The sequence below is a fragment of the Paenibacillus larvae subsp. larvae genome (assembly GCF_002003265.1).
GTDB lineage: Bacteria > Bacillota > Bacilli > Paenibacillales > NBRC-103111 > Paenibacillus_H > Paenibacillus_H larvae.
In genome coordinates, this window is the sequence record NZ_CP019687.1 from 2,670,420 (window position 1) to 2,692,529 (window position 22,110).

Below are 22,110 nucleotides of genomic sequence, written 5' to 3' on the forward strand. Positions count from 1 at the left end.
ATCCGCAAAAGAAAGGGAACTATGGTTAGAAATAACTGGTGTGATGCAACTTTAGGACAAAAAAAACCGGTGGTCTCTATTCTGTAGACCACCAGCCTGGTGAAACCGCAGCTTATTCCGCCTCTTTAACGGCTTGCAGCACTTCCTCCACATGTCCGTTAACTTTTACTTTCCGCCATTCCTTCATAAGTTTTCCATTCTCGTCCAGCAAAAAAGTTGAGCGCTCAATGCCCATATACTCGCGTCCGTACATTTTCTTCAGTACCCATACTCCGAACATCTCGCTGACGGTATGATCCTCGTCCGATAAAAGAGGAAAAGGAAGCTCATGCTTCTCAATAAATTTACCATGTTTTTTCAGATCGTCCGGGCTTATCCCGATTACCTTCGTATTCAATTTGGCAAACTCGCCGTTAAAATCCCGGAAATCGCAGGATTCCTGTGTACATCCCGGCGTCATATCTTTGGGATAAAAATAAATGACCAGCTTGCTTCCTTGAAAGTCATGCAAAGAGCGCATCCCGCCCTCAGAGGAAGGTAAAGTAAAATCAGGAACAAGCTGTCCGATTTGGACGTGACTCATGAGAATCTCCCCTCCTATACTTTGTTTATCCGTACACTTCCATTGTAACGGATTCAAGCGGAAACACAAAAGATGCCTATTTACTTGTCTGATTTCGGATTTGGCTCTGCTTGCGGTCTTGGATGCCCCTTTCTTCCAATCCATTCTTTTAAAGCCGGTGTGATCTGTTCCTTCAACTTGCTGAGCAGTGCGCCTCACCAATGCCTTTCTCGGAGGCAATTTCCTTAAGAGACTTCCCTGCTCTCAGTTCTTTTTTAACTTTTTCGCCTTTTCTTCACTCAGCCTCTTATCTTTCACAGCCTGATCAATCTCTTGACCATGATTAAATAAAGGAAAAAAACGCGATCATTTCGGCCTGTTCATCATATATGAAATACATGTAGATTCACAATGACTTGCGGCACGACTTTTTTTACCTCTATAATAAAACCATGTCATTCTATTTATATATAGAAGAATATGGAAAAATCCGTGTTATGAGACGGATTAAATTCTATCGAAATCCGGCATGGACAAGTCAAATGCCAGATTCATGAAAGGAAATCTTGTATGAGAAGATTAATAAAGACCCTTATGTTGTTGATGGGCCTCTTTATCCTTGGTTCCGCAAGTTTGTACTCTTATAACTTATACTCGGCAGCAAGCGCATTCTCCAAAAATAAATTTGCCGGTGACGATGAGTATTCTCCTCCAGCCTGGGAAGGAAAAGAAAGAGTCAATATTCTGCTGCTGGGCGGAGACTCCCGCGGACAAAAGGAAGAGGACCAAACGAATCAGCGCTCCGATTCCATGATGATAGCATCCATTGACCCTGTAACTAAAAAAGCTTCCCTTCTATCCGTTTTGCGTGATACCTATGTAGATATTCCAGGGAAGAATCGGCAGGACCGGATTAACGCGGCCTTTGCAGCCGGAGGTCCGAAACTGGCGATGAAAACCGTCAGCGAACTACTGAACATCCCGATTCAGTACTATATATATACGGACTTTAAAGGCTTCATTAATGTAGTGGATTCTATTGGCGGCATAGATCTGGATGTCGAAAAAGATATGGATTATACAGACTCGGGCGACGGCCATGAATTTGATATTCATCTGAAAAAAGGCATGCAGCATATGGACGGGAAAACGGCTCTCCAATATGTCCGCTTCCGCCACGTTGCCCAGTCTGACTTTGCCCGTTCCGAACGGCAACGCAAGTTCCTGACGGAAATCGCTAAAAAAATGCAGACGACAAGCTCTTTAAAGAAACTGCCTGATATTGTCCGGGACATAGAGCCGTACATTGATACGAATCTGAATATTATGGATATGATCAAGCTTGCTACTCTAGGTTTTCAAGTCCAGACTTCCGATCTGCCAACCACACAGATTCCTCCAAATGAACTGCTTGTGGAGAAACGGATTAATGGAGCCCAGGTTTTGACTACTGATAAGATCAAACTAAGAAAATATGTGCGCGATTTTATGAACGGCACTGCAGATTCCGGCTCATCCTCCAAGGATGCCGGCAGCAGTTCCGGCAATACAAATAAAACCGGTACAGGCGGAAACAAGTCGAATACGAAGAAATAAATAACGTAGGGATATTTCGTCCCTACTTTTCCATTGCTATATTAATAAGAAAAAAATATGCCAGTTTATTCATAAAGGAGATCATTCAAAAATGCCACGTATCCAATCTGAACAGATCTATGAACAAGCCCTTCAACATATTGTGGGGGGTGTTAACAGCCCTTCCCGTTCGTTTATGGCTGTAGGCGGGGGTGCCCCGGTATTTATGAAACGCGCGGAAGGAGCGTATTTCTGGGACGTAGACGGGAACCGGTACATTGATTATCTAGCCGCCTATGGACCGATTATTACCGGGCATGCCCATCACCATGTAACGGAAGCGATCTGCAACACGGCCCGCAACGGAACCCTCTACGGGACTCCGACAGAACTTGAGATCACGTTCAGCAGGATGCTCAAAGAAGCTATTCCGTCAATGGATAAGGTACGGTTTGTCAACTCAGGTACGGAAGCTGTGATGACTACGATCCGTGTGGCCCGTGCATTCACCGGAAGAACCAAGATTATCAAGTTTGCCGGCTGTTACCACGGCCATTCCGACCTCGTGCTTGTAGCAGCAGGATCGGGACCTTCCACTCTCGGGACCCCGGACAGCGCAGGGGTACCCTCTACCATCGCCCAGGAGGTTATCACGGTATCGTTCAATGACGTGGCGGCATTAAAAGCAGCCTTGGAACGTTGGGGTGAAGACGTGGCTGCCGTCATGGTCGAACCCATCGTCGGCAACTTTGGCATGGTCATGCCGAAACCCGGCTTCCTCGAAGGCCTGTGTAAAGCCGCCAGGGAGAACGGCTCTCTCGTCATCTATGACGAGGTTATCACGGGCTTCCGTTTCCATTACGGAGCTGCTCAAAACTATAGTAGCCTCGGTAACCGCGAGGCCATCGAACCAGACCTTACAGCCCTGGGCAAAATCATCGGCGGAGGACTGCCGATTGGAGCTTATGGCGGCCGTAAGGAGATTATGGAGCAGGTCGCCCCACTGGGACCTGCTTACCAGGCCGGCACGATGGCGGGAAATCCAGCTTCCATCTCAGCCGGCATCGCCTGCCTGGAAGTGCTGCGGCAGCCTGGTACCTATGAAAAGATGGACCGTCTTGCTGCTGTCCTGACGAGTGGACTGGCTGAATCCGCCAGGCGCCATGGCATACCGCTCACCATCAACCGTATTGCAGGTGCTTTCTCCACTCATTTCTGCAGCCATCCGGTAACGAATTATGAAGAAGCTCAGGATACAGACAGCGAACAGTTCGCCAAGTTCTTCCGTCTTATGCTGGATCAGGGTATTAACCTCGCTCCGTCCAAGTATGAAGCATGGTTTCTGACAACGGCTCACACCGAGGAAGATATATCGGCGACCTTGGAAGCCGGAGAAAAAGCTTTTACCGAAATGGCCCGTGCCTAAAAACCAAAACCGCATTGAAACTTTTTTATGGCGTGATCAAAATATTTTATCCAAAACACGAACTATGAGTCTTATCAGACCATAGTTCGTTCCATTTTAGTCCGAAAACAGTGGTTATGGGAACACTCCGCCAGTTTTGAATTTATGTAATAACATCAGCGTGTTCATGACATTTTTTCTTTTTCCTTCCTATTGTCGGTCCGAATAATTCATGGTATTCTATTCTTACTTTACCCACTTAAAGTTATGTCTTATATAGCTGCCGTTCACGGTTAATTGTGTTTTAATCAGCAGCTTAGGCTGGAGTATATAAACATTCTTTAATGGTTTAATGCACATTAGTCTGTCGGTAGAAAGCTAAGTCTTGGTGAATTCATAAGCATGTTCAGTTATGGACTTGTTTTCCCAAAACGGAAGTGCATTTTTATTCACTACTGTGCATGTATATTTTCTTTCGGCAGATCTCCGTGCTTCCTCATGAAAAACCTAAACAGGAGGTGAAGGTCAGAGTAACTGGCCATACCTATGAACCAAGCTATGCGAAACGAAGGTCGCTTTCAGCAGCTGCTCCTGACAGAGCACGACAGCTGCGGAATTGTCTGTGTAATCGAGAAAGACGGTCACCCTTCCCGTGACAATATTCAACGTACGATTGATGCCCTGGTTAAGATGGAACACCGTTCCGGGTTTATCAATGGTGAGGGTGACGGATGCGGAATTTTGACTGATATCCCGCGCGCCCTCTGGCAATCCAAACTGGAAAAAGCCGGACTTGACGGAAAGCTGGCTTATGACGAACGGTTTTCCATTGCCCATATTTTTGTTCCGCGCCTGGGTGAACTGAGTCCTGACGAGATTCAAAACGAGGTAAGATCCCTGTTCACCTCCATGGAAGTCTCCATTCTGCTGGAACAGGAAAATGAAGTGGATAACAGCGTACTCGGCCCCAACGGCCTCAATGACGAACCCATCTTCTGGCAGATTGCCTCCCTATGCAGCAAAGCCGAAATTCACGTACCGGACCATCTGTTTGAGGTTCATATTGCCATCGAGGAGAAAGTGCCCGTTCACGTCGCCTCCTTCAGCAACGTAACAGCCGCCTACAAAGTGATGGGAGTCGCCAGCATCCTGCCAAAATATTTCAATGATACCCGTAATCCGTTATTTGCCTCCCAAGTCACGATCGGACATAACCGTTATTCTACCAATACACTCTCAAGCTTTTTCCGGGTGCAGCCTTTTTCATTGCTCGGCCATAACGGAGAGATTAATACCGTAAAAAAAATGCGCTATGAAGCGGAAATGATCGGCGTTCCCCTGGTAGAAGGCGGAAGCGATTCCCAGGATATGAACCGTACGATTGAAACCTTTATTCACCGCTTTGGGATGAGTTTATTTGAAACAATGGAACTTGTTTTCCCTCCTATTATTCATGAGATGAAATTGTTTAAACCTGAGCTGCAGGATTTGTACGTTTACTACCGTCAAATCTGGGGTCATTATGCACAGGGGCCGGCCGGCATTGTTTCCCGGTACGGGGATGAATGTATATTCAGTGTTGATGCGTTAGGGTTGCGTCCCGTCTGGATGGTAGAAACAGGGAAATCTCTGTACTTTTCCTCCGAGCAGGGGATCGTTCAAGTTGGGGAAATGGTGGCGGAACCCAAACCCATCGCCCCCGGGGAGAAGGTCGGTGTAAGGCTTCATCCTGGTGCTCCTATTGAGGTCATTCCCTATGAGCAAGTCCAGGCTCTAGTCTATGAACGGACTACATCAAGAGTCAATGTATCCGGCATGCGCCGGCACCTGGAAGGCGGAGAATTCGAAAAAGCCGAAGAAAGCATCCCGGACCTTACCATCACGGATTCCCTCTACAGCTCATTCGGTTGGGACCGGGAAGGCATTCAGATGATCGAAACCATGTCTGAAACAGGGGCGGAACCAATACGTTCTTTGGGTCATGACGGACCGCTGGCTGCTATTCACTGGGAACGCCAAAACATTCCCGATTTCATTAAGGAAAGTGTAGCGGTCGTAACAAACCCGGCCATTGACCGGGACCGGGAAACCGAACATTTCTCTACAAGAGTTGTAATGGGCCCCCGGCCTTCCATTGGAAACGTGGATGACCGCTACCGGGTCGAACTACTCACTCCCCTTCTGCTTGAGGGTTCCAATGGCCATGAAAGCCTGAGCAAGCTGGGTCAGCCCTCCCTGGAAGACTTGATTCAATCCTTTAAGGAAAAGGACCCCGGTTCCGTGAATCTGTTACCCCTTACTTTCAAAAAAGGTACTTCCATTGTAGAGGCTTTGGAACGTTTGGCTGAAGAGGCGGTACAGCTTGTTAGCGGGGGCACCTCCCTTCTGATTCTGGACGACAGCGAGTCCCATCAGAATGATAATCTGTGGCTCGACCCTCATTTGGCCGTGTCCAAGTTGGATATCGCTCTGCGCAGTCAAAAGCTCGCATTTGGAGATAACCTGCGCCGGCATGTGTCCCTGGTTCTGCGTTCTGCAGCGGTCCGTAACCTGCATGATATCATTGTAGCCTGCGGTCTCGGTGTAGATGCGGTATCACCGTATCTGCTTTTTGTCACAGCATCCGCCGAGGAAGGACCGGCTGCAGCCCATAAAGTATACTCGGCCTTAACCAAAGGAATTGAGAAAGTAATTTCGACAATAGGCACGCATGAACTGCGCGGATATACCCGCTTCTTCTCATCAATCGGCCTGAAACCGGAAATTGCCGAAGTATTGGATATTATAAATTATCTGGGCAGTAAAACAGCCGGCACAGGATTTGCCTCCCTGGAAGAGCAGGCAGAAGCCAGATATGCTGATTTTACCAATACCAAAGCAAAGGCGGCCCGTAACTTCCATTTCTTTAACCGGATGTGGAAGGCGCTCGGGGAAGCGGCATCCGGAACGGCTCCTTATGAAAACTACCGCGACAAGCTGGCGGAGGAAGAAGCCAAAAATCCGATTTCCATTCGTCATCTTGCCGCCTTTGAAGAAGGCCGGAATTCGATTGATCCGTCCCTTGTCGATATCTCGGTCGGCGACCACGATCTTCCTATGCTGATCTCCTCCATGTCATTCGGCTCCCAGAACGAGACAGCTTTCCGTGCCTATGCGGAAGCCGGGGAGCGCTTGAACATGGTAACAATGAACGGAGAAGGCGGAGAAATTAAAGACATGCTGGGCAATTACAAGAGGACCCGTGGGGCTCAGGTAGCTTCCGGACGTTTCGGGGTCAATGTTGAATTAGCCAATGCCGTGGCTTTCCTTGAAATTAAAATCGGCCAGGGGGCCAAGCCTGGAGAAGGCGGGCATTTACCGGGTTCCAAGGTTACGGCCAAAGTGGCGGCGGCCCGGAATGCCACTATCGGTTCCGATTTGATCTCGCCGTCCAACAACCATGATATTTATTCGATTGAAGACTTGGCCCAGATCATCTCCGAGCTGAAAGAAGCAAGCGGCCGGAAAGCCAAGATCATTGTGAAAGTTCCTGTCGTTCCGGGAATCGGCACTATCGCAGTAGGCGTTGCCAAAGCGGGCGCTGACGTCATCACGCTTTCCGGTTTCGATGGAGGTACAGGAGCCGCGCGTATTCATTCCTTGACTCATGTAGGATTGCTGACAGAGATCGGAACAAAACTGGCCCATGTGGCCCTAATTGAGGCAGGTCTGCGGCATAAAATTGAGATCTGGTCGGATGGCGGAATGAAATCCGGCGCCGATGTATTGAAGATGATCCTACTTGGCGCAAACCGCTGCGGATTCGGCAGTCTGGCCATGCAGGCCATAGGTTGTACTGCATGCCGGGGTTGTCATCTCGATACTTGTCATGTGGGAATCGCGACGCAAATAGACTCCTTGGAGGAAGCAGAAGAAAAAGGACTCCGCCGTTTTGTTCCCCGCAAATATGATAAAGCTGTTGACGGGCTTGTCCGCCTGTTTGGCGCCATGGGGGAAGAAATCAGGAAAATAACGGCGGATCTGGGCTTTACCCGCACACAGGATCTGGTAGGACGCTCCGATCTGTTGAAACAAGTCCGCCAATTGGACCGTTTGGATCTCAGCGATATTCTTCGTCCGGCACCGGTTGAATTCATTAATCCGGCCCAAGCGGTAGAAGAGGCTGCGGTAGCATCCTCTGACATCAAGATCGCTGCAGGTGCCGAAGGCCAGGAATTTTTCCCGGATACGCTATCCTTGGATGCCCCTATCCAGCGCATCTGGTCTAGGGTAAATGCCGAATCCCGTATTCTGGGCAGCCGATACGCCAGCCACCGGGTAAGAAACCGCTTCGATGGTTCCTACGACTTATTACCGGAAGTCTCCCTGCGGCTGGTTGACGGTTCCGTTCCGGGTAACGGTCTTGGTGCCTTCAATTCCCGCGGCCTGAACATTACCGTTCAGGGAGGTGCTGAAGACGGCGTCGGCAAAATGGCATTTGGCGGCAAAGTATCTGTACTGAAATCACCTGACCGGCATGGCAGGTTCATTAACGGCAGTGTAGGCAAATCCTTTGGGTACGGAGCCCAGAAAGGTTTATTCCTGATACAAGGGAACGCCGATACCCGCGCCTGTATCCGTTTCTCCGGGGCAGACGTTGTCTTTGGAGGAGAAGTTACCGAACCGCTCCGCGATGAACTCGGCTGCCTTGCAGGGCGTGCTAATCTTAAAGGCTTTGCCTTCGAATATATGACAAACGGCCGTGCAGTTGTACTTGGTGATCCCGGACCGTGGATTTGTGCCGGTATGACAGGCGGAGTAATCTATCAACGTATTCAGCCTGAACTTGGCTTGGACGAAGCGGCTATTCAGCGCCGTATTGCCAAAGGGGCCAAGGTCCGGATAGAAGCACTGGGTGAGAAAGGTGAACAGGACCTAAAGGAACTGCTCGGCGCTTACCGCAATGAACTTGCCGAAAGCGGCCAGAGTCAAGCCGTGGCGAAGATTGACGGACTTCTTTCTAATCTTGGTTCCAACTTTATTCGTATCGCCCCTGCCCGTCTCCAGGCAGATCAGTCTGTAGCAACAGAATAAAAACAAAACCCCCTCATTCCGGCCAGCCTAAAGCAATGGGACGGAATAGGGGGTTTTAGTTCTTATTGCAGGAACTTATAGCGCACAAGTTTCAATTTCAAATCCCATATCTTCCAACATCTGATAGTCCTTGGTTTGCTCTTGTCCTTTTGTTGTCAGGTAATCCCCAATAAAAATGGAATTGGCCGCATACAATCCAAGAGGCTGCAGACTGCGCAAATGTATTTCCCGTCCCCCTGCGATCCGGATTTCCTTGGTGGGACAAACAAGACGGATTAGCGCCAGCGTTCGCAAACATTGGCGGGGATTCAACTGGGAGTGGCCTTCCAGCGGCGTCCCTTCAATGGGATTCAGGAAATTTACCGGAATAGAATCCACGTCCAGTCCCCTAAGGGCATAAGCCATGTCCAGAACGTCCTGGTCGCTTTCTTTCATGCCAATAATGACGCCTGAACAAGGAGACATTCCCGAACGTTTCACATTGTTTACAGTCTCTACCCGGTCCGAATACGTATGAGTGCTCGTAATCCGGGCATGGTTGGAACTGCTCGTATTCAGGTTATGATTATAACGGTCTACACCTGCCGCCTGCAGCCGTGCAGCTTGTTCGTCAGACAATCTTCCCAGACAGGCACAGATTTTTAGGGGCATGGTCGCCTTGATCTCTTCGACAGCCTCAATAACCTGACCCAGTTCGCGGTTTGTCGGACCCCGGCCGCTTGCCACAATGCAATAAGTACCTACATTAAGCTTTAAAGCCTGTCTGGCCCCCTCTATAAGCACCTCTTTTTCAAGTAAAGGATATTTGGCAATAGGGGCTTTGGATACAATAGATTGCGAGCAGTATCCGCAGTCCTCAGGGCAAAGGCCGCTCTTAGCGTTGATAATCAGATTCAATTTAACTTTGTTTCCGTAAAAATGAAAACGGACCCGGTAAGCAGCATGGAGCAAAGCAAGAAGTTCTTCGTCTTTGGACCTAAGCACAGCAAGCCCTTCTTCCCTTGTCAGGCATTCTCCGCGTATCGATTTCTCCGCAAGCTCATTCCAGCAAATCGTCTTTTTTGTTATGGTTCGCGTCATAGTATCCTCCCAGTAAGGAAGCGGAAAACTCCCTTTTATATGTTAACCAATTTCTTTGAAATAAGGTTAACATATAAAGTATATTACCAGATTACTCCCTGGAGAGCTACTTGTCCGCAGTAAAAAAATCCTCCATTCTAAAATATGGAGGCCTCTTATTCTATAAATAATTGTCCTGAAGCCACTTATAGCTAATGGCTACGCTTTCATCGCCGACCTTGATTTCAAATTCAAATGAATGGTTGTGATAACCAAACCCGATTCCATGCTTGGCAAGCTCTTCCCCGCTTCTAGTCAGAATACCGGCAACCTTATCCATCTGTCCTGTATTCCGGCAATCATCCCCGAGATAAGGGCAAACTACGTACCTGGTTCCGATGGTTTTGTTCATTTCGATAACCTCATCCAGAGAATCTCTCAGCATCTCTAGACTGACATGGCTGCCTACAGACTTGAGTCCGGTATCTTCCAGTACCTCTCTCAGCCCCTGAGACAATCCCCCATAACCTGCAAATTCGACACCTTCATAACCGATTTCAGCTACCTTCTTCAACGTACCGACAAAATCCTCCTCCATTACATCACGAAGCGTATACATACGGTTAAATTTTTCGTATCAATACGGGAAATGGCTGAGCCTTGGGTTCAGGCTCAGCCATTTATACCGATTGTTCGTGTAGTTAAACGCCGGCTGGTTCATGTCGTTTCAGCATGTCCAAAAGCTCGTCATGAATATGCCCGTTCGTGGCTGCAACATGACGGGTTCCCAAATGATAAGGACGGCCTTCCGTATCCGTCACTTTTCCGCCGGATTCTTGTACAAGCAGAACGCCTGCTGCCAAATCCCAGACATTCAGGCCAACTTCCCAATAACCGCTTAAACGCCCGGCTGCTACATAGGCCAGATGCAAAGCAGCCGATCCTCCTGCCCGGATATTTCTTACTTTCGGAACGAGTGCATTTAGAGCAGCCATATTAGTGGAGAGATTGACATCCCGGTCAGTTGGAAATCCGGTAGCCAGCAGACTTTCATCCAAAACCTTTTCTTCGGAAACCTTGGTAGTGACTCCCCGTACATAGGCTCCTTTTCCCTTCTCCCCGACAAATATTTCATCCCGTGAAGGATCATATACTACTCCCACGATTACTTCTCCCTTATGGGCAAGTGCAATTGAAATCGAGAAAAAAGGAAAACCGTGAATATAATTGGTCGTACCGTCAATCGGGTCCACAATCCATAAATACTCTGCATCTTTGTAATCCCGGAGAGCTTTGGCGGAGGTCTCCGGTCCCGGTTCTACTCCTTCTTCTCCCAAAAAGGAGTGATGGGGAAAATGGGTCATGATCAGATTGCGGATAAGAGTCTCTGCCCCCTTGTCCACCTCTGTGACCAGATCACGTGAGGAACTTTTTTTATGGATGTGACGGATATCTCCAAGTTTACTTTTAATCCATTCTCCTGCTTTGGCTGCACAATTGACTGCAACCGCCGTGAAGTTTTTTCCGCCAACGCGGAATACTTCCTCTTTGCTCATGTCTATCAACTCTTTTCTTCTATTTATCAGTACTAGTATAGTAAATTTCGGCCAGGAGATGCTACATGACTTCACCCAAAGTTCGTCATAGTAACGTACAATTCTGTTAACTCTGACCGTTCTCTGTCCTATTACCCTCCTCTATTAACCTGACTGGGAAATAGATCATGTTCTGAAAAGTCACGGAATAAAATAAGCTGCCCCATGTTTGGGCAAGGCCGGAAAGCATTGAACCAGCCAAAAAAATCAGGCTCCCTATAGTAAAAGACAATCTTACGTCCGTATAAATCAGCCATTTTACCGTAAATAGGTGTAGTTATTGCAGTTGTCAGCAAAATACACAGAGACCACCCAACTGATCAGCCTGAGTCCTCCAAGCTCACTTACAATCGTAGGCATAGCCGTACTGATAATGGCTCCTTCAATAGCAGATAAAATGTAGCCATCATCATGGCTGAATTGGTTTAATCCATCTTTATACGGTCAAAAATGATGAAAGAGGTGATGATGATGAAATTGCTTATAATCCTCGGTAGTGTGATTGCCCCTTTTCTAATGATTCTTTGCCAGAAAATCCGGTTTAAATTTCGTCTGTTCTTTAATGTTCTAGCCATTTTATCTGCACTTGTTTTCGGCAATATTTCATCTATCTCCATTTACGGCATCATTAAAGATCAGACGGTATTTATGACTAATATACATGGAATATTCCTGAATCCGCTTTTCTTATTAACAGGATCGTATCTGGGCATATATCTCATCTATAGGTTGGCGCTGCTGGCGTTAGACGAAACAGGATAGAGCGAAACCGCCCTGTCATCAGGAAAACAGGGCGGTTTCGCTTAATTTAACGGGTGGAAACATTTCCGCCTTCTTAAGGAAGATACTGTTTCCTGGTGAAAAATAAATTCTGGTTAAAAATGTGAAAAGTAGCTTATACACCCACGATGTTGTAGCCGCCATCCACGTAGATTATTTCTCCGGTAATCCCCCGGGACAGATGGCTCATCAGGAACATGGCTGTATCTCCCACTTCCGCGGTTTCCGTAGTCTTGCGGAGCGGGGCTTTTTCTTCAACCGAATGTAAAATGGTATTAAAGTCCTTGATCCCTTTGGCCGCAAGGGTACGGATTGGACCTGCGGAAATTCCGTTAACCCGGATACCAAACTTGCCAAGATCTACTGCCAGATAACGTACGCTTGCCTCGAGTGCCGCTTTGGCCACTCCCATGACATTATAATTTGGCAGGGCGCGTTCAGCACCAAGGTAGGTCATCGTCATGATGCTGCCGCCCTCGGTCATGAGCGGATATACCCGCTTGGCAACAGCTGTTAAGGAATATGCACTGATATCATGGGCCAGGGCAAATCCGTCCCGTGAAGTATCAACGAACATGCCTCCCAGATCTTCCCCTTTGGCAAAAGCAATACTATGTACGAAACCATGCAGTACGCCAAATTCAGATTTTAGGGCTTCTCCCAGATGCTCTATATCCTCATCCACTGTGACGTTGCAAGGGAGCACCAATGAATTCGGGATAGTATCCGCCAGTTTGCGGACACGCTGCTCAACCCTTTCGCTTTCATAGGTGAACGCCAGCCTTGCTCCCTGTGAGGCCAACGATTGGGCAATGGCCCAGGCTATGCTGCGGTCATTCGCTACGCCCATAACCAGAATATTTTTTCCTTCCAATAATGGATTCATAATGGTATAATCCCCTCTCCTCTTTCAATTGGCACGGCTGGAATACCGGCCTGTCCTTCTTATGCAAACAACTTGTTGGAGATTGCCATCAAGGAGTCTTCCTTCTCAAAAGTACCTGATTTCCCCGTACTTTTCAAGTACAGGCCGGGTGACCGTAATACTTATACAGTCAAGCCCCGTTAGGGGTTTTATCCTGGTATTTCAACAGCCGCTTGTCCGGCTGCCCGGATGCCCTCGCGTTGTAGATCCTCCATCAGTTTCAGGAGGGCTTGATCTTTCATTTTGGCCTCAATCATTATATCCAACCTCGGCGTCGCCGGAGCAATAGCCTTCAAAAACGGGAGCAGCGGCTCTACCCCGACAAAATCCGCATGGCTAAGCGCATCCTTTTCGCTTTTGGGACTGGACAGGTGAATCTTGGGAGGCAAAGGGACCTTTTCTTCACCGGACAATGCTGCAAAAGCTGACAATGAGGGAGCAAATGGAATAAGGGGTTGGCCTTCCCACGTTTTTGCAATACGGGGCCACAGTTCTTCCGGAGACTCCCCACCCGGATTGTTAACTGTATGGTGATGGAGGTCCAGCACCATAGGAGTTCCCACCTGCTCTGCAATTTCCAGTGTTTCCAGCGCGGTATAGGTCTTGTCGTCATTTTCGAGTGTTATATGACGGCGGATTTCCCAGGGCAATGCACCAAACTGCCTGACGAACCGTTCCCCTGATTTTTGCTTATCCCCATACATCCCGCCAATATGTATATTGCATTTGGATTCCTCTCCTAAACCCATGGCGTGAAGCATGCTCACATGCCTTCCTAAATCCTGTTGTGAATGTTCAAGCACTTCTTTGCGCGGTGTACTCAGCACCGTGAAATGATCCGGATGGAAACTCAAACGCATACCGTATTTGCGGCTATATTCTCCAATAGCCTGAAACGATTCCTGAAGAGCTTTGATGGGCCGCCAGTCCTTTAACAGTTCATGGCCGAACAGCGGAATCAGTTTCGACGACAATCGGTATACCATAATATCATAGGCCTTATTATGCTTAAGCAGCCTGAGCGTATTATGTAAATTTTCCGATGCGATGCGTTCCAGCTTCCGGACAGCCGCTTCCCGGTCAGACAGTTTTTTGAAATAGGCCACTGTCATTGTTTTCGAGGGGGACGCGTTTGCTACCAGGGTGGACATGGCTACATAACCGAAGCGGACGATCATAAAGGGTTCCTCCGTTCATAAAGGATGCTTTAGTTATCCTTCTCCATAAGATCCCGTTTTTATGCCATATCAGCCATTTAGTTCCCAAGCAAAAGAAAAACCAGCTTCGATCCCGATAAAAAGAGCCACTCCCTATATGATGATGGCAGAAGCTCTATTAATCAGGCGCATCCATCTGCCGGAAGCGTCCATCCTGCCCGTCATTCCAGCCAGAGCCAAACCCGCGACCATAGCCAGGAAACCGCAATGCATGTCAGGGAAAATACGGCTTTGTTCACTCTTTCATATACAAGGGACTGGTTCCGATAACACCGATTGTATCCAGGATCGCATGAGCATGAGGGTTCAGTAAAGACAAGTACAAATCCATGAACAAAAGCCTGAACCATGAAATATTTTCCTCCTGTTTTTTTATCCATCTTACAAAAAGTGAAAGGGTCTGAACAAAAAATTAATTCCGAATAACAAAAAACCGGTTCATTAAGAACCGAAGAACCGGCTCTGCTAAAAAATTAATTTTCCATGCTGTACTTCAGTTTCTGTTTCTCTGCGTGTCTTTCCAAAGCAAGATCGATCAGTTCATCCAGCAGTTGTGCATAAGGCTTACCCGACTCTTTCCAGAGCAGGGGATACATACTGAACGGAGTAAAACCAGGCATGGTATTAATCTCATTAATCAAAATATGCCCGTCCGAATTTCTCATGAAGAAATCAACACGGGATAATCCGGACCCGTCGATAGCTTTAAAAGCACGAATGGCCAATTCCTGAATTTGGGCAGCCGTTTCTTCAGGAATATCCGCAGGGATTACCATTATAGAATTCCCATCCTGATATTTGGCTTTGTAGTCGTAAAAATCACTGTTCTTAGAAGAAATGATCTCCCCTGGAACTGAAACTTCCGGCTCTTCGTTTCCAAGAACCGCTACTTCGATCTCTCTGGCTTCAACGAATTCTTCTATAATCACTTTCCGGTCATACTTAAATGCTTCCTCTACCGCTTTAATAAGCTCATCCCGGTTACGGGCTTTGGAGATCCCCACACTGGATCCCAGGTTGGCCGGCTTGATAAAACAAGGGTAACCTATCGAGATTTCAAGCCCCATCAGGAAGAAAGGCTGATCCTTTTGCCATTGGCTACGTGTAAAATGGCGGAAAACGCATTGGGGCAGATCTTCCTGGGCAAATACTTTCTTCATGATTACTTTATCCATTCCGACTGCCGAAGCCAGTACTCCCGCACCTGCATAAGGAATATTCGCCATCTCAAATAACCCCTGAATGGTGCCGTCTTCGCCAAAAGTCCCGTGAAGAAGCGGCAGCACAACGTCTACAGACGTTTCCGGCTGTGATTCTATAGCGGAAGAAATAACTACTTCCCGCTTCTGCAACCCTCCGAATACATCCAAAGCAGCAGGTTCCCGATCACCGAACATGAGCATCTCTTTGCTGGAAACGGGAGCCGTCAAGGCAGGTCCCGATTTCCAGTCGCCTTTTTTCGTAATATAAAAAGGGGTAATGTCATATTTGGAGAAATCGATGGATTGAAGAACAGCAAATGCAGTCTGTAAGGATACCTCGTGTTCCCCCGACTTCCCCCCATAGATCAATCCGATTTTCTTTTTCCGGTTCATAGCTCTCCTCCGTGTATACAAGTCATTCGTTGAAGTTGTCGTGAATATGGATAAAAACATATCTGGTTTGCTTCGTCCAGGCATATGAATCCCGGTAATCCCAATAACGGTGATAACTGCTTACCGTATGGGCATTTACAAGCGGCATGCCATTCTTATCCTTGGCGGTAACTATCGTGTTATGTTGAAATCTTCCGTTGCCGTCCCAGTCATAACAGATGACGTCCCCCGGAAGAAGTTCTCCGGCTGAATTCACTTCAGTCCCCCCGAGATACCTGCGGCCGCGCGGCAGATATGATTGAAGCGCATGGGCAACCGCCCAACTGTAGCTCCAAAGTTCCCGTGAACCTTCCATACCGGAATACCACCAACCAGACTCTCTTTTTCCAGTATAGTTCATTGGCGCGCCACCTGCAAAGAGGCACTGTGAAACATAGTTTGTACAGTCCACCTCAAACGTTAAATAAGCCGGGTTTGGCTGATCCCACCACAGGTCGGCATAACGGGCAGCTTCTTTCCGGTCATAGCGGACTGTACGTGCGAATGGAGTTCCTATTGTGTTTATTTGTTTATTTAATAAAGGTTCTGACGGATAAACCGTAGCATCCATATAATCCTTTGAAAGGGAATGATGCTGGACATGAAACTCCTGCCTACTTCTTTCTCCCTCATGCTGTATTGGCTGTACAGATGTAAGGATCCAGCTTCCCTTAAATTCTCTCAAGGTCACTATTTCCCTTTCTCTCGTTTCCTGGGTATATTCCTTTTTTGCGATTGTATAGATCCATCTCCTGCGAAATTCCAGCTCGGCTGCTATAACCCCATACCCCTGTTTTACATGACGCAGTTTAACCCTGGTCTCGTGGCGGAGCGATCTGCCCCCCCTCTGTTTGATTTGGTCTTTCATACGCTCCAGCCTGACCTGCTGTTTATCTAAGTAGCTTGAATCCCGAACCGACTCGGAAGCGGCATCAGCATTATATTCAGCCATCATTTTATTGTGTGCATCCACATAGCGGTAAAGAGCCTGTTTCCATTCCATCTTCCCACTTCCCCCTTCCAAGGCTTCCCCAATTCAAACTTGAATCGTATATATCTCCAGAATGAACGCTTGCTTGAGATTTTATTAATTAATTAATAATTTGGTGGTTTTATGAAATCGCGAACCAATTTCAGTCCGGATGGAAATCTAAGCTATGAAATTGATTCAATCGATTTAATATATGAAATTTTTACAAGAAAAATGATGGAATTAAGCTTTACGGAAAAAGGACGAAACGCTATACTAGAAATATACGAAAATTGAAATTGTGTTTCATTATGTGAAACAAATCATGAAAGCAGACACAATCCTCGTTTCGAACATTCATAAGGAGGCTATGCTATGTCCAACAAGGATATCTTTTCGATCCATAAAGAGCTTCGAGTAGGCAACAAACCGTATACTTACTACAGCCTTCCGGCCCTGCAGGAACAATTCGCAGGCATTTCCAAACTTCCGCTTTCCATTAAAGTGCTCCTGGAAGCCGCTGTCCGTCAATTTGACGGAAGAGCTATTACCAAAGAACATGTTAAACAAATTGCTGATTGGGCTGAAAACCGTGAAGACAAGGAAATACCGTTCATTCCCGCTCGCATTGTTCTACAGGACTTCACAGGAGTACCTGTAGTCGTGGATCTTGCGGCTATGCGTGATACTATGGCAAGAGGAGGCGGTGAGCCTAGCCGCATTAATCCCCTTGTTCCCGTAGACCTTGTTATCGACCACTCTGTAATGGTAGACGCTTTCGGAACTTCCGAAGCGCTGGATTACAATATGAAAGTGGAATTTGAACGGAATGAAGAGCGATACCGCTTCCTTCGCTGGGCTCAAACCGCATTTGATAATTTCCGTGCCGTTCCACCGGCAACAGGTATCGTTCACCAGGTTAACCTGGAATATTTAGCTTCCGTTGCAGCTACCAAACAAGTAGACGGTGAGACCGTCGTTTACCCGGATTCACTGGTAGGTACAGATTCCCATACCACGATGATTAACGGCCTTGGAGTTGTAGGTTGGGGTGTTGGCGGAATCGAAGCCGAAGCGGGCATGCTGGGGCAACCGCTTTATTTCGTAACTCCGGAAGTCATCGGATTCAAGCTGACCGGTTCGCTGGCGGAAGGAGCTACAGCGACGGACCTGGCACTAACTATTACCCAGATGCTTCGTAAAAAAGGGGTTGTGGGCAAATTCGTTGAATTCTACGGTTCCGGCCTGAACAATCTGAGCCTTGCCAACCGGGCCACTGTAGCCAATATGGCGCCTGAATATGGGGCAACTATCGGGTTCTTCCCTGTAGATAATGAAACCCTCCATTACTTGAGAAGCACGGGACGTTCCGAAGAACAAATCGAACTGGTAGAGGCTTATTATAAAGCACAAGGCATGTTCCGTACGGAAGATATGCCTGAGGCGGTATATTCGGACACCCTGGAGCTTGATCTCTCTACGGTTGTACCGAGCCTTGCCGGACCTAAACGTCCTCAGGACCGTGTAGAATTAACTTCGATGAAGGAGTCTTTCAACAATATTCTGCGCACCCCTATCGATAAAGGCGGCTATGGCCTTTCGGATGAAAAAATTGCCGAAGAAGTCGATGTAACTTTTGCCGACGGTACTAAAGAAAAAATGGGAACCGGAGCCGTTGTGATCGCTGCTATAACAAGCTGTACGAACACATCCAATCCTAGCGTTATGCTGGGAGCCGGGCTCTTGGCCAAGAAGGCCGTCGAGCATGGGCTGACAAAACCGGCTTACGTCAAAAGCTCCCTGACCCCGGGCTCTCTTGTCGTAACAGAATATTTGAAAAAAGCCAATCTGCTCGAACCCCTTGAGCAGTTAGGTTTTTACATTGCCGGCTATGGCTGCGCTACCTGTATCGGCAATTCCGGTCCTCTTCCTGACGAAGTTAGCAAAGCTATCGCCGATAATGATATGACAGTAGCCGCCGTACTAAGCGGTAACCGAAACTTTGAGGGCCGTGTTCATGCACAAGTCAAAGCAAATTATCTGGCTTCTCCTCCCCTTGTTGTGGCCTATGCATTGGCTGGAACGGTCAATATTGATCTGTCGAAAGATCCGATTGGCCATAATGCCAAGGGAGAGCCTGTTTATTTGAAAGACATCTGGCCGAGCAATCAGGAAATCCAGGAAGCTATTGATACGGCAACAAGCGCGGAGGCATTCCGTGAGAAATACAAAGACGTCTTCCGGGCGAACCAGCGTTGGAATGAGATTTCCGTACCTGAGGGCAGCATCTATGAATGGGATAAAAACTCCACTTACATTCAAGAGCCTCCATTCTTCCAGAATCTAAGCCCTGAACCGGGTGATATTTCTGATATCCGCGGTGCGAGAGTACTGGCCATGCTTGGGGACTCCGTTACTACGGACCATATCTCTCCAGCAGGCAATATTTCGCCGACAAGCCCTGCAGGCAAATATTTAATTGAACATGGCGTAGAGAGAAAAGACTTCAACTCCTACGGCTCACGCAGAGGAAATCATGAAGTCATGATGCGCGGTACGTTTGCCAATATCCGAATCCGTAACCAAGTGGCTCCTGGAACAGAAGGCGGTGTCACTACCTATCTGCCGACTGGTGAAGTCATGTCCATTTACGATGCATCCATGAAGTATCAGGAGAACAACCAGCCTCTTATCGTTATCGCCGGTAAAGAATACGGAACCGGAAGTTCCCGTGACTGGGCGGCTAAAGGAACTTATCTGCTTGGTGCTAAAGCCGTTTTAGCTGAAAGCTTCGAACGCATTCATCGAAGCAACCTTGTCGGAATGGGTGTTCTTCCGCTTCAATTCCAGGAAGGCCAAAGCTGGGATGCACTTGGACTGACCGGTACAGAGACATTCGATATCCTGGGTATTGATAATGACATTCAGCCAGGCCAGGAAGTGAAAATTTTGGCAACCCGCGAAGACGGTACTTCCTTCGAATTTAAGGCAATCGTCCGTCTGGACAGCATGGTGGACATTGATTACTACCGCAATGGAGGCATCCTTCAAACTGTGCTTCGCCAGATCATGTAAACACCAAGAATACATGAAAATAACGGGAACTTATTTGTTCTTTGCTTGGAAAACCCGTCATGGCATACATGACGGGTTTTCTATCGATACTTTATCGATTGCAGGTATAAAGGTTTTAGCTGCAGAGCGGGTAGCGTGCGCCTTTCATTCCGGGAATAATCATATATCCCTATTCGTACCGGAAGCAAGATCTTTTACATGATGATGCCGGTTGGCCTCTTTACCAGGAGGTTGTATCGTTTCACTGTCTTCCGGATACCAGGGATTCAAATGAACAAGTACCTCCAAGACATCCTCATGCCTGTTCATAATATTGGATTTGATGAGGCGGGATATATTATGGCCCTGCTGAATGGTCAACTCAGCAGGAACACTTACTCTGGCATCGATCAGAATATAATGGCCATGTTCCCGTGCCCGAAGCCGGTCTATCCGTTTGACATTGTCCACACTTAAGATTTCAGAAGTATAAAGTGCCATTTTCTCCGGACTTACGTTTTTTTCCATCAATATATCAATGGCCTCCCGTACCATCTCATATGCAAGCTTCAGCACCAGTAAGGAAACAATAATTCCGGCTATCGGGTCCCCATAGGCCAAATAAGAAAATTGAAAAGATTCCCCTAAAAGACCAAGTCCGATACCAACGGTAGCGGCCAAAGAGGCATATACGTCGGCAAGATGATCATACGCAGTGGCGATTAAGCCTTTACTGTTCGTTCTTTTGCCGATCCGGATGGTATAGATGTACAGGATTTGCTTCCAAATAAGAGAAACCAATGCGGCAGCCAATGCGATGATATGCATTTCTCCAGGAGGTTCAAACAATGCTGTAATGGCATGATATCCGATAAAAATTGCGGCCAGTCCAAGTATGATGGCTACCATCCCGGAACCGAGAACTTCTGCTTTCCCATGGCCGTACGGGTGTTCCTCGTCTGCAGGCCGGTTCGAAATCCTCATGGAGCTATAAGCCGTAGCGGATGCTATCACATCTCCTGCATTGTGCACTCCATCAGCAATCAATACCTGACTGCGGAACAAAAATCCCACAATCAGCTTTATGGCTGTCAACAGCAAATTGCTGATCAGGCTAATCCAAACCGCCTTAAGGGAAGCGGGATTCTCCAAGACTGTTCATCTCCTTTGCTATAACCAGTATAGCCCAAAATGATTCCGGACAAACAAAAAACCTCAGGCCTAATTGAGGTTTTAAAAACAAAAGAATGTTTTGAACATTAACGAACCATGGTGCCCATTCTTCCGGAGGATTCAAGCAGCAGCGGCGCGTATGCCTGCATCTGTTCCGGTGTCAGCCGGCTGATCGGCCCTGATATGGCAAGAGCCGCAACCAATTTGCCGGATCGGTTCAGGATGGGGGCCGACAAAGCAGCCGCCCCAGGCTCTCTTTCTTCCATACTGGTAGCAAAGCCCTGCTCTCTGGTTTCAGCCAGCTGTTTCAAAAAGGCAGTCGGATCAAGGCCGACCGAAGATCGGGCATCATGAGCCAATTCAACCTGAAGAGCTTCGTCCCCAAACGCTACCAGTACTTTGCTGGAAGCTCCTACATACAGAGGCATTCTCGCCCCTACCGGAGCAACACGGCGGATCGCATGCTTGCTCTGAACAGCCTGAATCCGCACCCTTTCTTTGCCGTCACGGACATAGATCGAAATGGTCTCCCCTACTTGATCGCGCAGCCATTCCATCTCCGGAAGAAGGAGCATGCTTATATCATCACCCTGCGAAAGATTGGCCGATAGCTCCCAAACACTAAAACCCAGACGGTATTTATCTCCTGATGAATCGCGAAGAAGAAAACCTTTCCCCTCAAGAGATGCCAAAAGACGGTGAACCGTACTCTTGTGCAGGCCTGCCTGATTTGAAATTTCTGTAAGGGTTAACTCCGACGAATCCCGAAAACATAGCAATATATCTAAAGCCCGTTCCACGGAACGGACGGTTAATTTATGTTCTTCCATTTTTCCACCGCCTTAGTTTCACTATATGAAACAATGTTTCTTATAGTATAACTAAATTTAGATATTCCGTAAAGAGATCAAAGAGAATTTAGGAATTATTTTTTACATTAAAAACCATATTACATATAGATTACATTCCGTTAAATTTCGTTTACTCGTATTGACGCAGAAGGTTACAGAAGCATAAACTAAATACACCCCAATTATCTGAATTTTCTTTCTTCGATGAAACCATTTTCATCCTTCTTGGCAGACTTT

Annotated in this window: 16 protein-coding genes and 1 pseudogene; 6 read left to right on the plus strand and 11 right to left on the minus strand. The window is 47.5% G+C overall.

The features are described from left to right. Positions 1-112: 112 nt before the first annotated feature. Entirely contained in the window at positions 113-583 is a 471-nt protein-coding gene (gene bcp, locus BXP28_RS13810) for a thioredoxin-dependent thiol peroxidase (protein WP_036657123.1), read from the minus strand. A gap of 549 nt (positions 584-1,132) precedes the next feature. Between bcp and BXP28_RS13815 the strand changes: the two genes are divergently transcribed. From BXP28_RS13815 to BXP28_RS13825, 3 genes are all read left to right on the plus strand, one after another. Beyond that, positions 1,133-2,158, plus strand: coding sequence for an LCP family protein (locus BXP28_RS13815; protein WP_046655103.1), 1,026 nt, complete (start codon positions 1,133-1,135; stop codon positions 2,156-2,158). A 91-nt stretch (positions 2,159-2,249) separates the two neighbouring features. Then, positions 2,250-3,563 (plus strand): glutamate-1-semialdehyde 2,1-aminomutase, encoded by a 1,314-nt coding sequence (locus tag BXP28_RS13820; RefSeq protein ID WP_023485134.1) that lies wholly within the window; start codon positions 2,250-2,252, stop codon positions 3,561-3,563. Between the two features lie 525 nt (positions 3,564-4,088). Further along, positions 4,089-8,615: a glutamate synthase-related protein gene (locus BXP28_RS13825; RefSeq protein WP_023485135.1), complete on the plus strand. Its 4,527-nt coding sequence runs from the start codon at positions 4,089-4,091 to the stop codon at positions 8,613-8,615. Between the two features lie 75 nt (positions 8,616-8,690). Here the strand turns inward: BXP28_RS13825 and bioB are convergent, their stop codons facing one another. From bioB to BXP28_RS25190, 4 genes and pseudogenes are all read right to left on the minus strand, one after another. Further along, positions 8,691-9,695: a biotin synthase BioB gene (gene bioB / locus BXP28_RS13830; RefSeq protein WP_024093358.1), complete on the minus strand. Its 1,005-nt coding sequence runs from the start codon at positions 9,693-9,695 to the stop codon at positions 8,691-8,693. A gap of 160 nt (positions 9,696-9,855) precedes the next feature. Next, positions 9,856-10,248 (minus strand): sugar phosphate isomerase/epimerase family protein, encoded by a 393-nt coding sequence (locus BXP28_RS13835; protein ID WP_052304390.1) that lies wholly within the window; start codon positions 10,246-10,248, stop codon positions 9,856-9,858. Between the two features lie 127 nt (positions 10,249-10,375). Then, a complete protein-coding gene (locus BXP28_RS13840) occupies positions 10,376-11,230 on the minus strand; it encodes an inositol monophosphatase family protein (protein WP_023485139.1) in 855 nt (284 codons plus the stop codon). Positions 11,231-11,412: 182 nt separating this feature from the next. Further along, a pseudogene (locus BXP28_RS25190) lies at positions 11,413-11,668 on the minus strand (MFS transporter); the annotation flags it as partial. Between the two features lie 72 nt (positions 11,669-11,740). Here BXP28_RS25190 and BXP28_RS13850 point away from each other — a divergent pair. Then, the gene (locus BXP28_RS13850) at positions 11,741-12,031 is read left to right on the plus strand and encodes a hypothetical protein (protein ID WP_036655307.1); all 291 of its coding nucleotides are present in this window, start codon (positions 11,741-11,743) and stop codon (positions 12,029-12,031) included. A 133-nt stretch (positions 12,032-12,164) separates the two neighbouring features. Here BXP28_RS13850 and fabI read toward each other — a convergent pair whose 3' ends face one another. Then, complete coding sequence (fabI, locus tag BXP28_RS13855; protein ID WP_023485140.1) at positions 12,165-12,935, minus strand: enoyl-ACP reductase FabI; 771 nt, start codon at positions 12,933-12,935, stop codon at positions 12,165-12,167. Positions 12,936-13,123: 188 nt separating this feature from the next. After that, positions 13,124-14,152, minus strand: coding sequence for a UV DNA damage repair endonuclease UvsE (uvsE, locus tag BXP28_RS13860; protein ID WP_024093356.1), 1,029 nt, complete (start codon positions 14,150-14,152; stop codon positions 13,124-13,126). A gap of 136 nt (positions 14,153-14,288) precedes the next feature. On the opposite strand from uvsE, the gene BXP28_RS22850 reads away from it, so the two are divergent. Further along, positions 14,289-14,504, plus strand: a complete 216-nt coding sequence (locus BXP28_RS22850) for a hypothetical protein (RefSeq protein WP_144029618.1) — start codon at positions 14,289-14,291, stop codon at positions 14,502-14,504. 160 nt (positions 14,505-14,664) lie between these two features. Here BXP28_RS22850 and BXP28_RS13870 read toward each other — a convergent pair whose 3' ends face one another. Both BXP28_RS13870 and BXP28_RS13875 read right to left on the minus strand, forming a co-directional pair. Beyond that, positions 14,665-15,786, minus strand: coding sequence for a D-alanine--D-alanine ligase (locus BXP28_RS13870; RefSeq protein WP_023485142.1), 1,122 nt, complete (start codon positions 15,784-15,786; stop codon positions 14,665-14,667). A gap of 22 nt (positions 15,787-15,808) precedes the next feature. Beyond that, complete coding sequence (locus BXP28_RS13875) at positions 15,809-16,828, minus strand: amidase domain-containing protein (RefSeq protein WP_036655309.1); 1,020 nt, start codon at positions 16,826-16,828, stop codon at positions 15,809-15,811. A gap of 342 nt (positions 16,829-17,170) precedes the next feature. On the opposite strand from BXP28_RS13875, the gene acnA reads away from it, so the two are divergent. Next, complete coding sequence (gene acnA / locus BXP28_RS13880) at positions 17,171-19,870, plus strand: aconitate hydratase AcnA (RefSeq protein ID WP_023485144.1); 2,700 nt, start codon at positions 17,171-17,173, stop codon at positions 19,868-19,870. Positions 19,871-20,029: 159 nt separating this feature from the next. Here the strand turns inward: acnA and BXP28_RS13885 are convergent, their stop codons facing one another. Next, entirely contained in the window at positions 20,030-21,001 is a 972-nt protein-coding gene (locus BXP28_RS13885) for a cation diffusion facilitator family transporter (protein ID WP_023485145.1), read from the minus strand. A 107-nt stretch (positions 21,002-21,108) separates the two neighbouring features. Then, on the minus strand, positions 21,109-21,852 hold the full coding sequence (locus BXP28_RS13890) for an IclR family transcriptional regulator (RefSeq protein WP_023485146.1): 744 nt from the start codon (positions 21,850-21,852) through the stop codon (positions 21,109-21,111). Positions 21,853-22,110 lie beyond the last annotated feature (258 nt).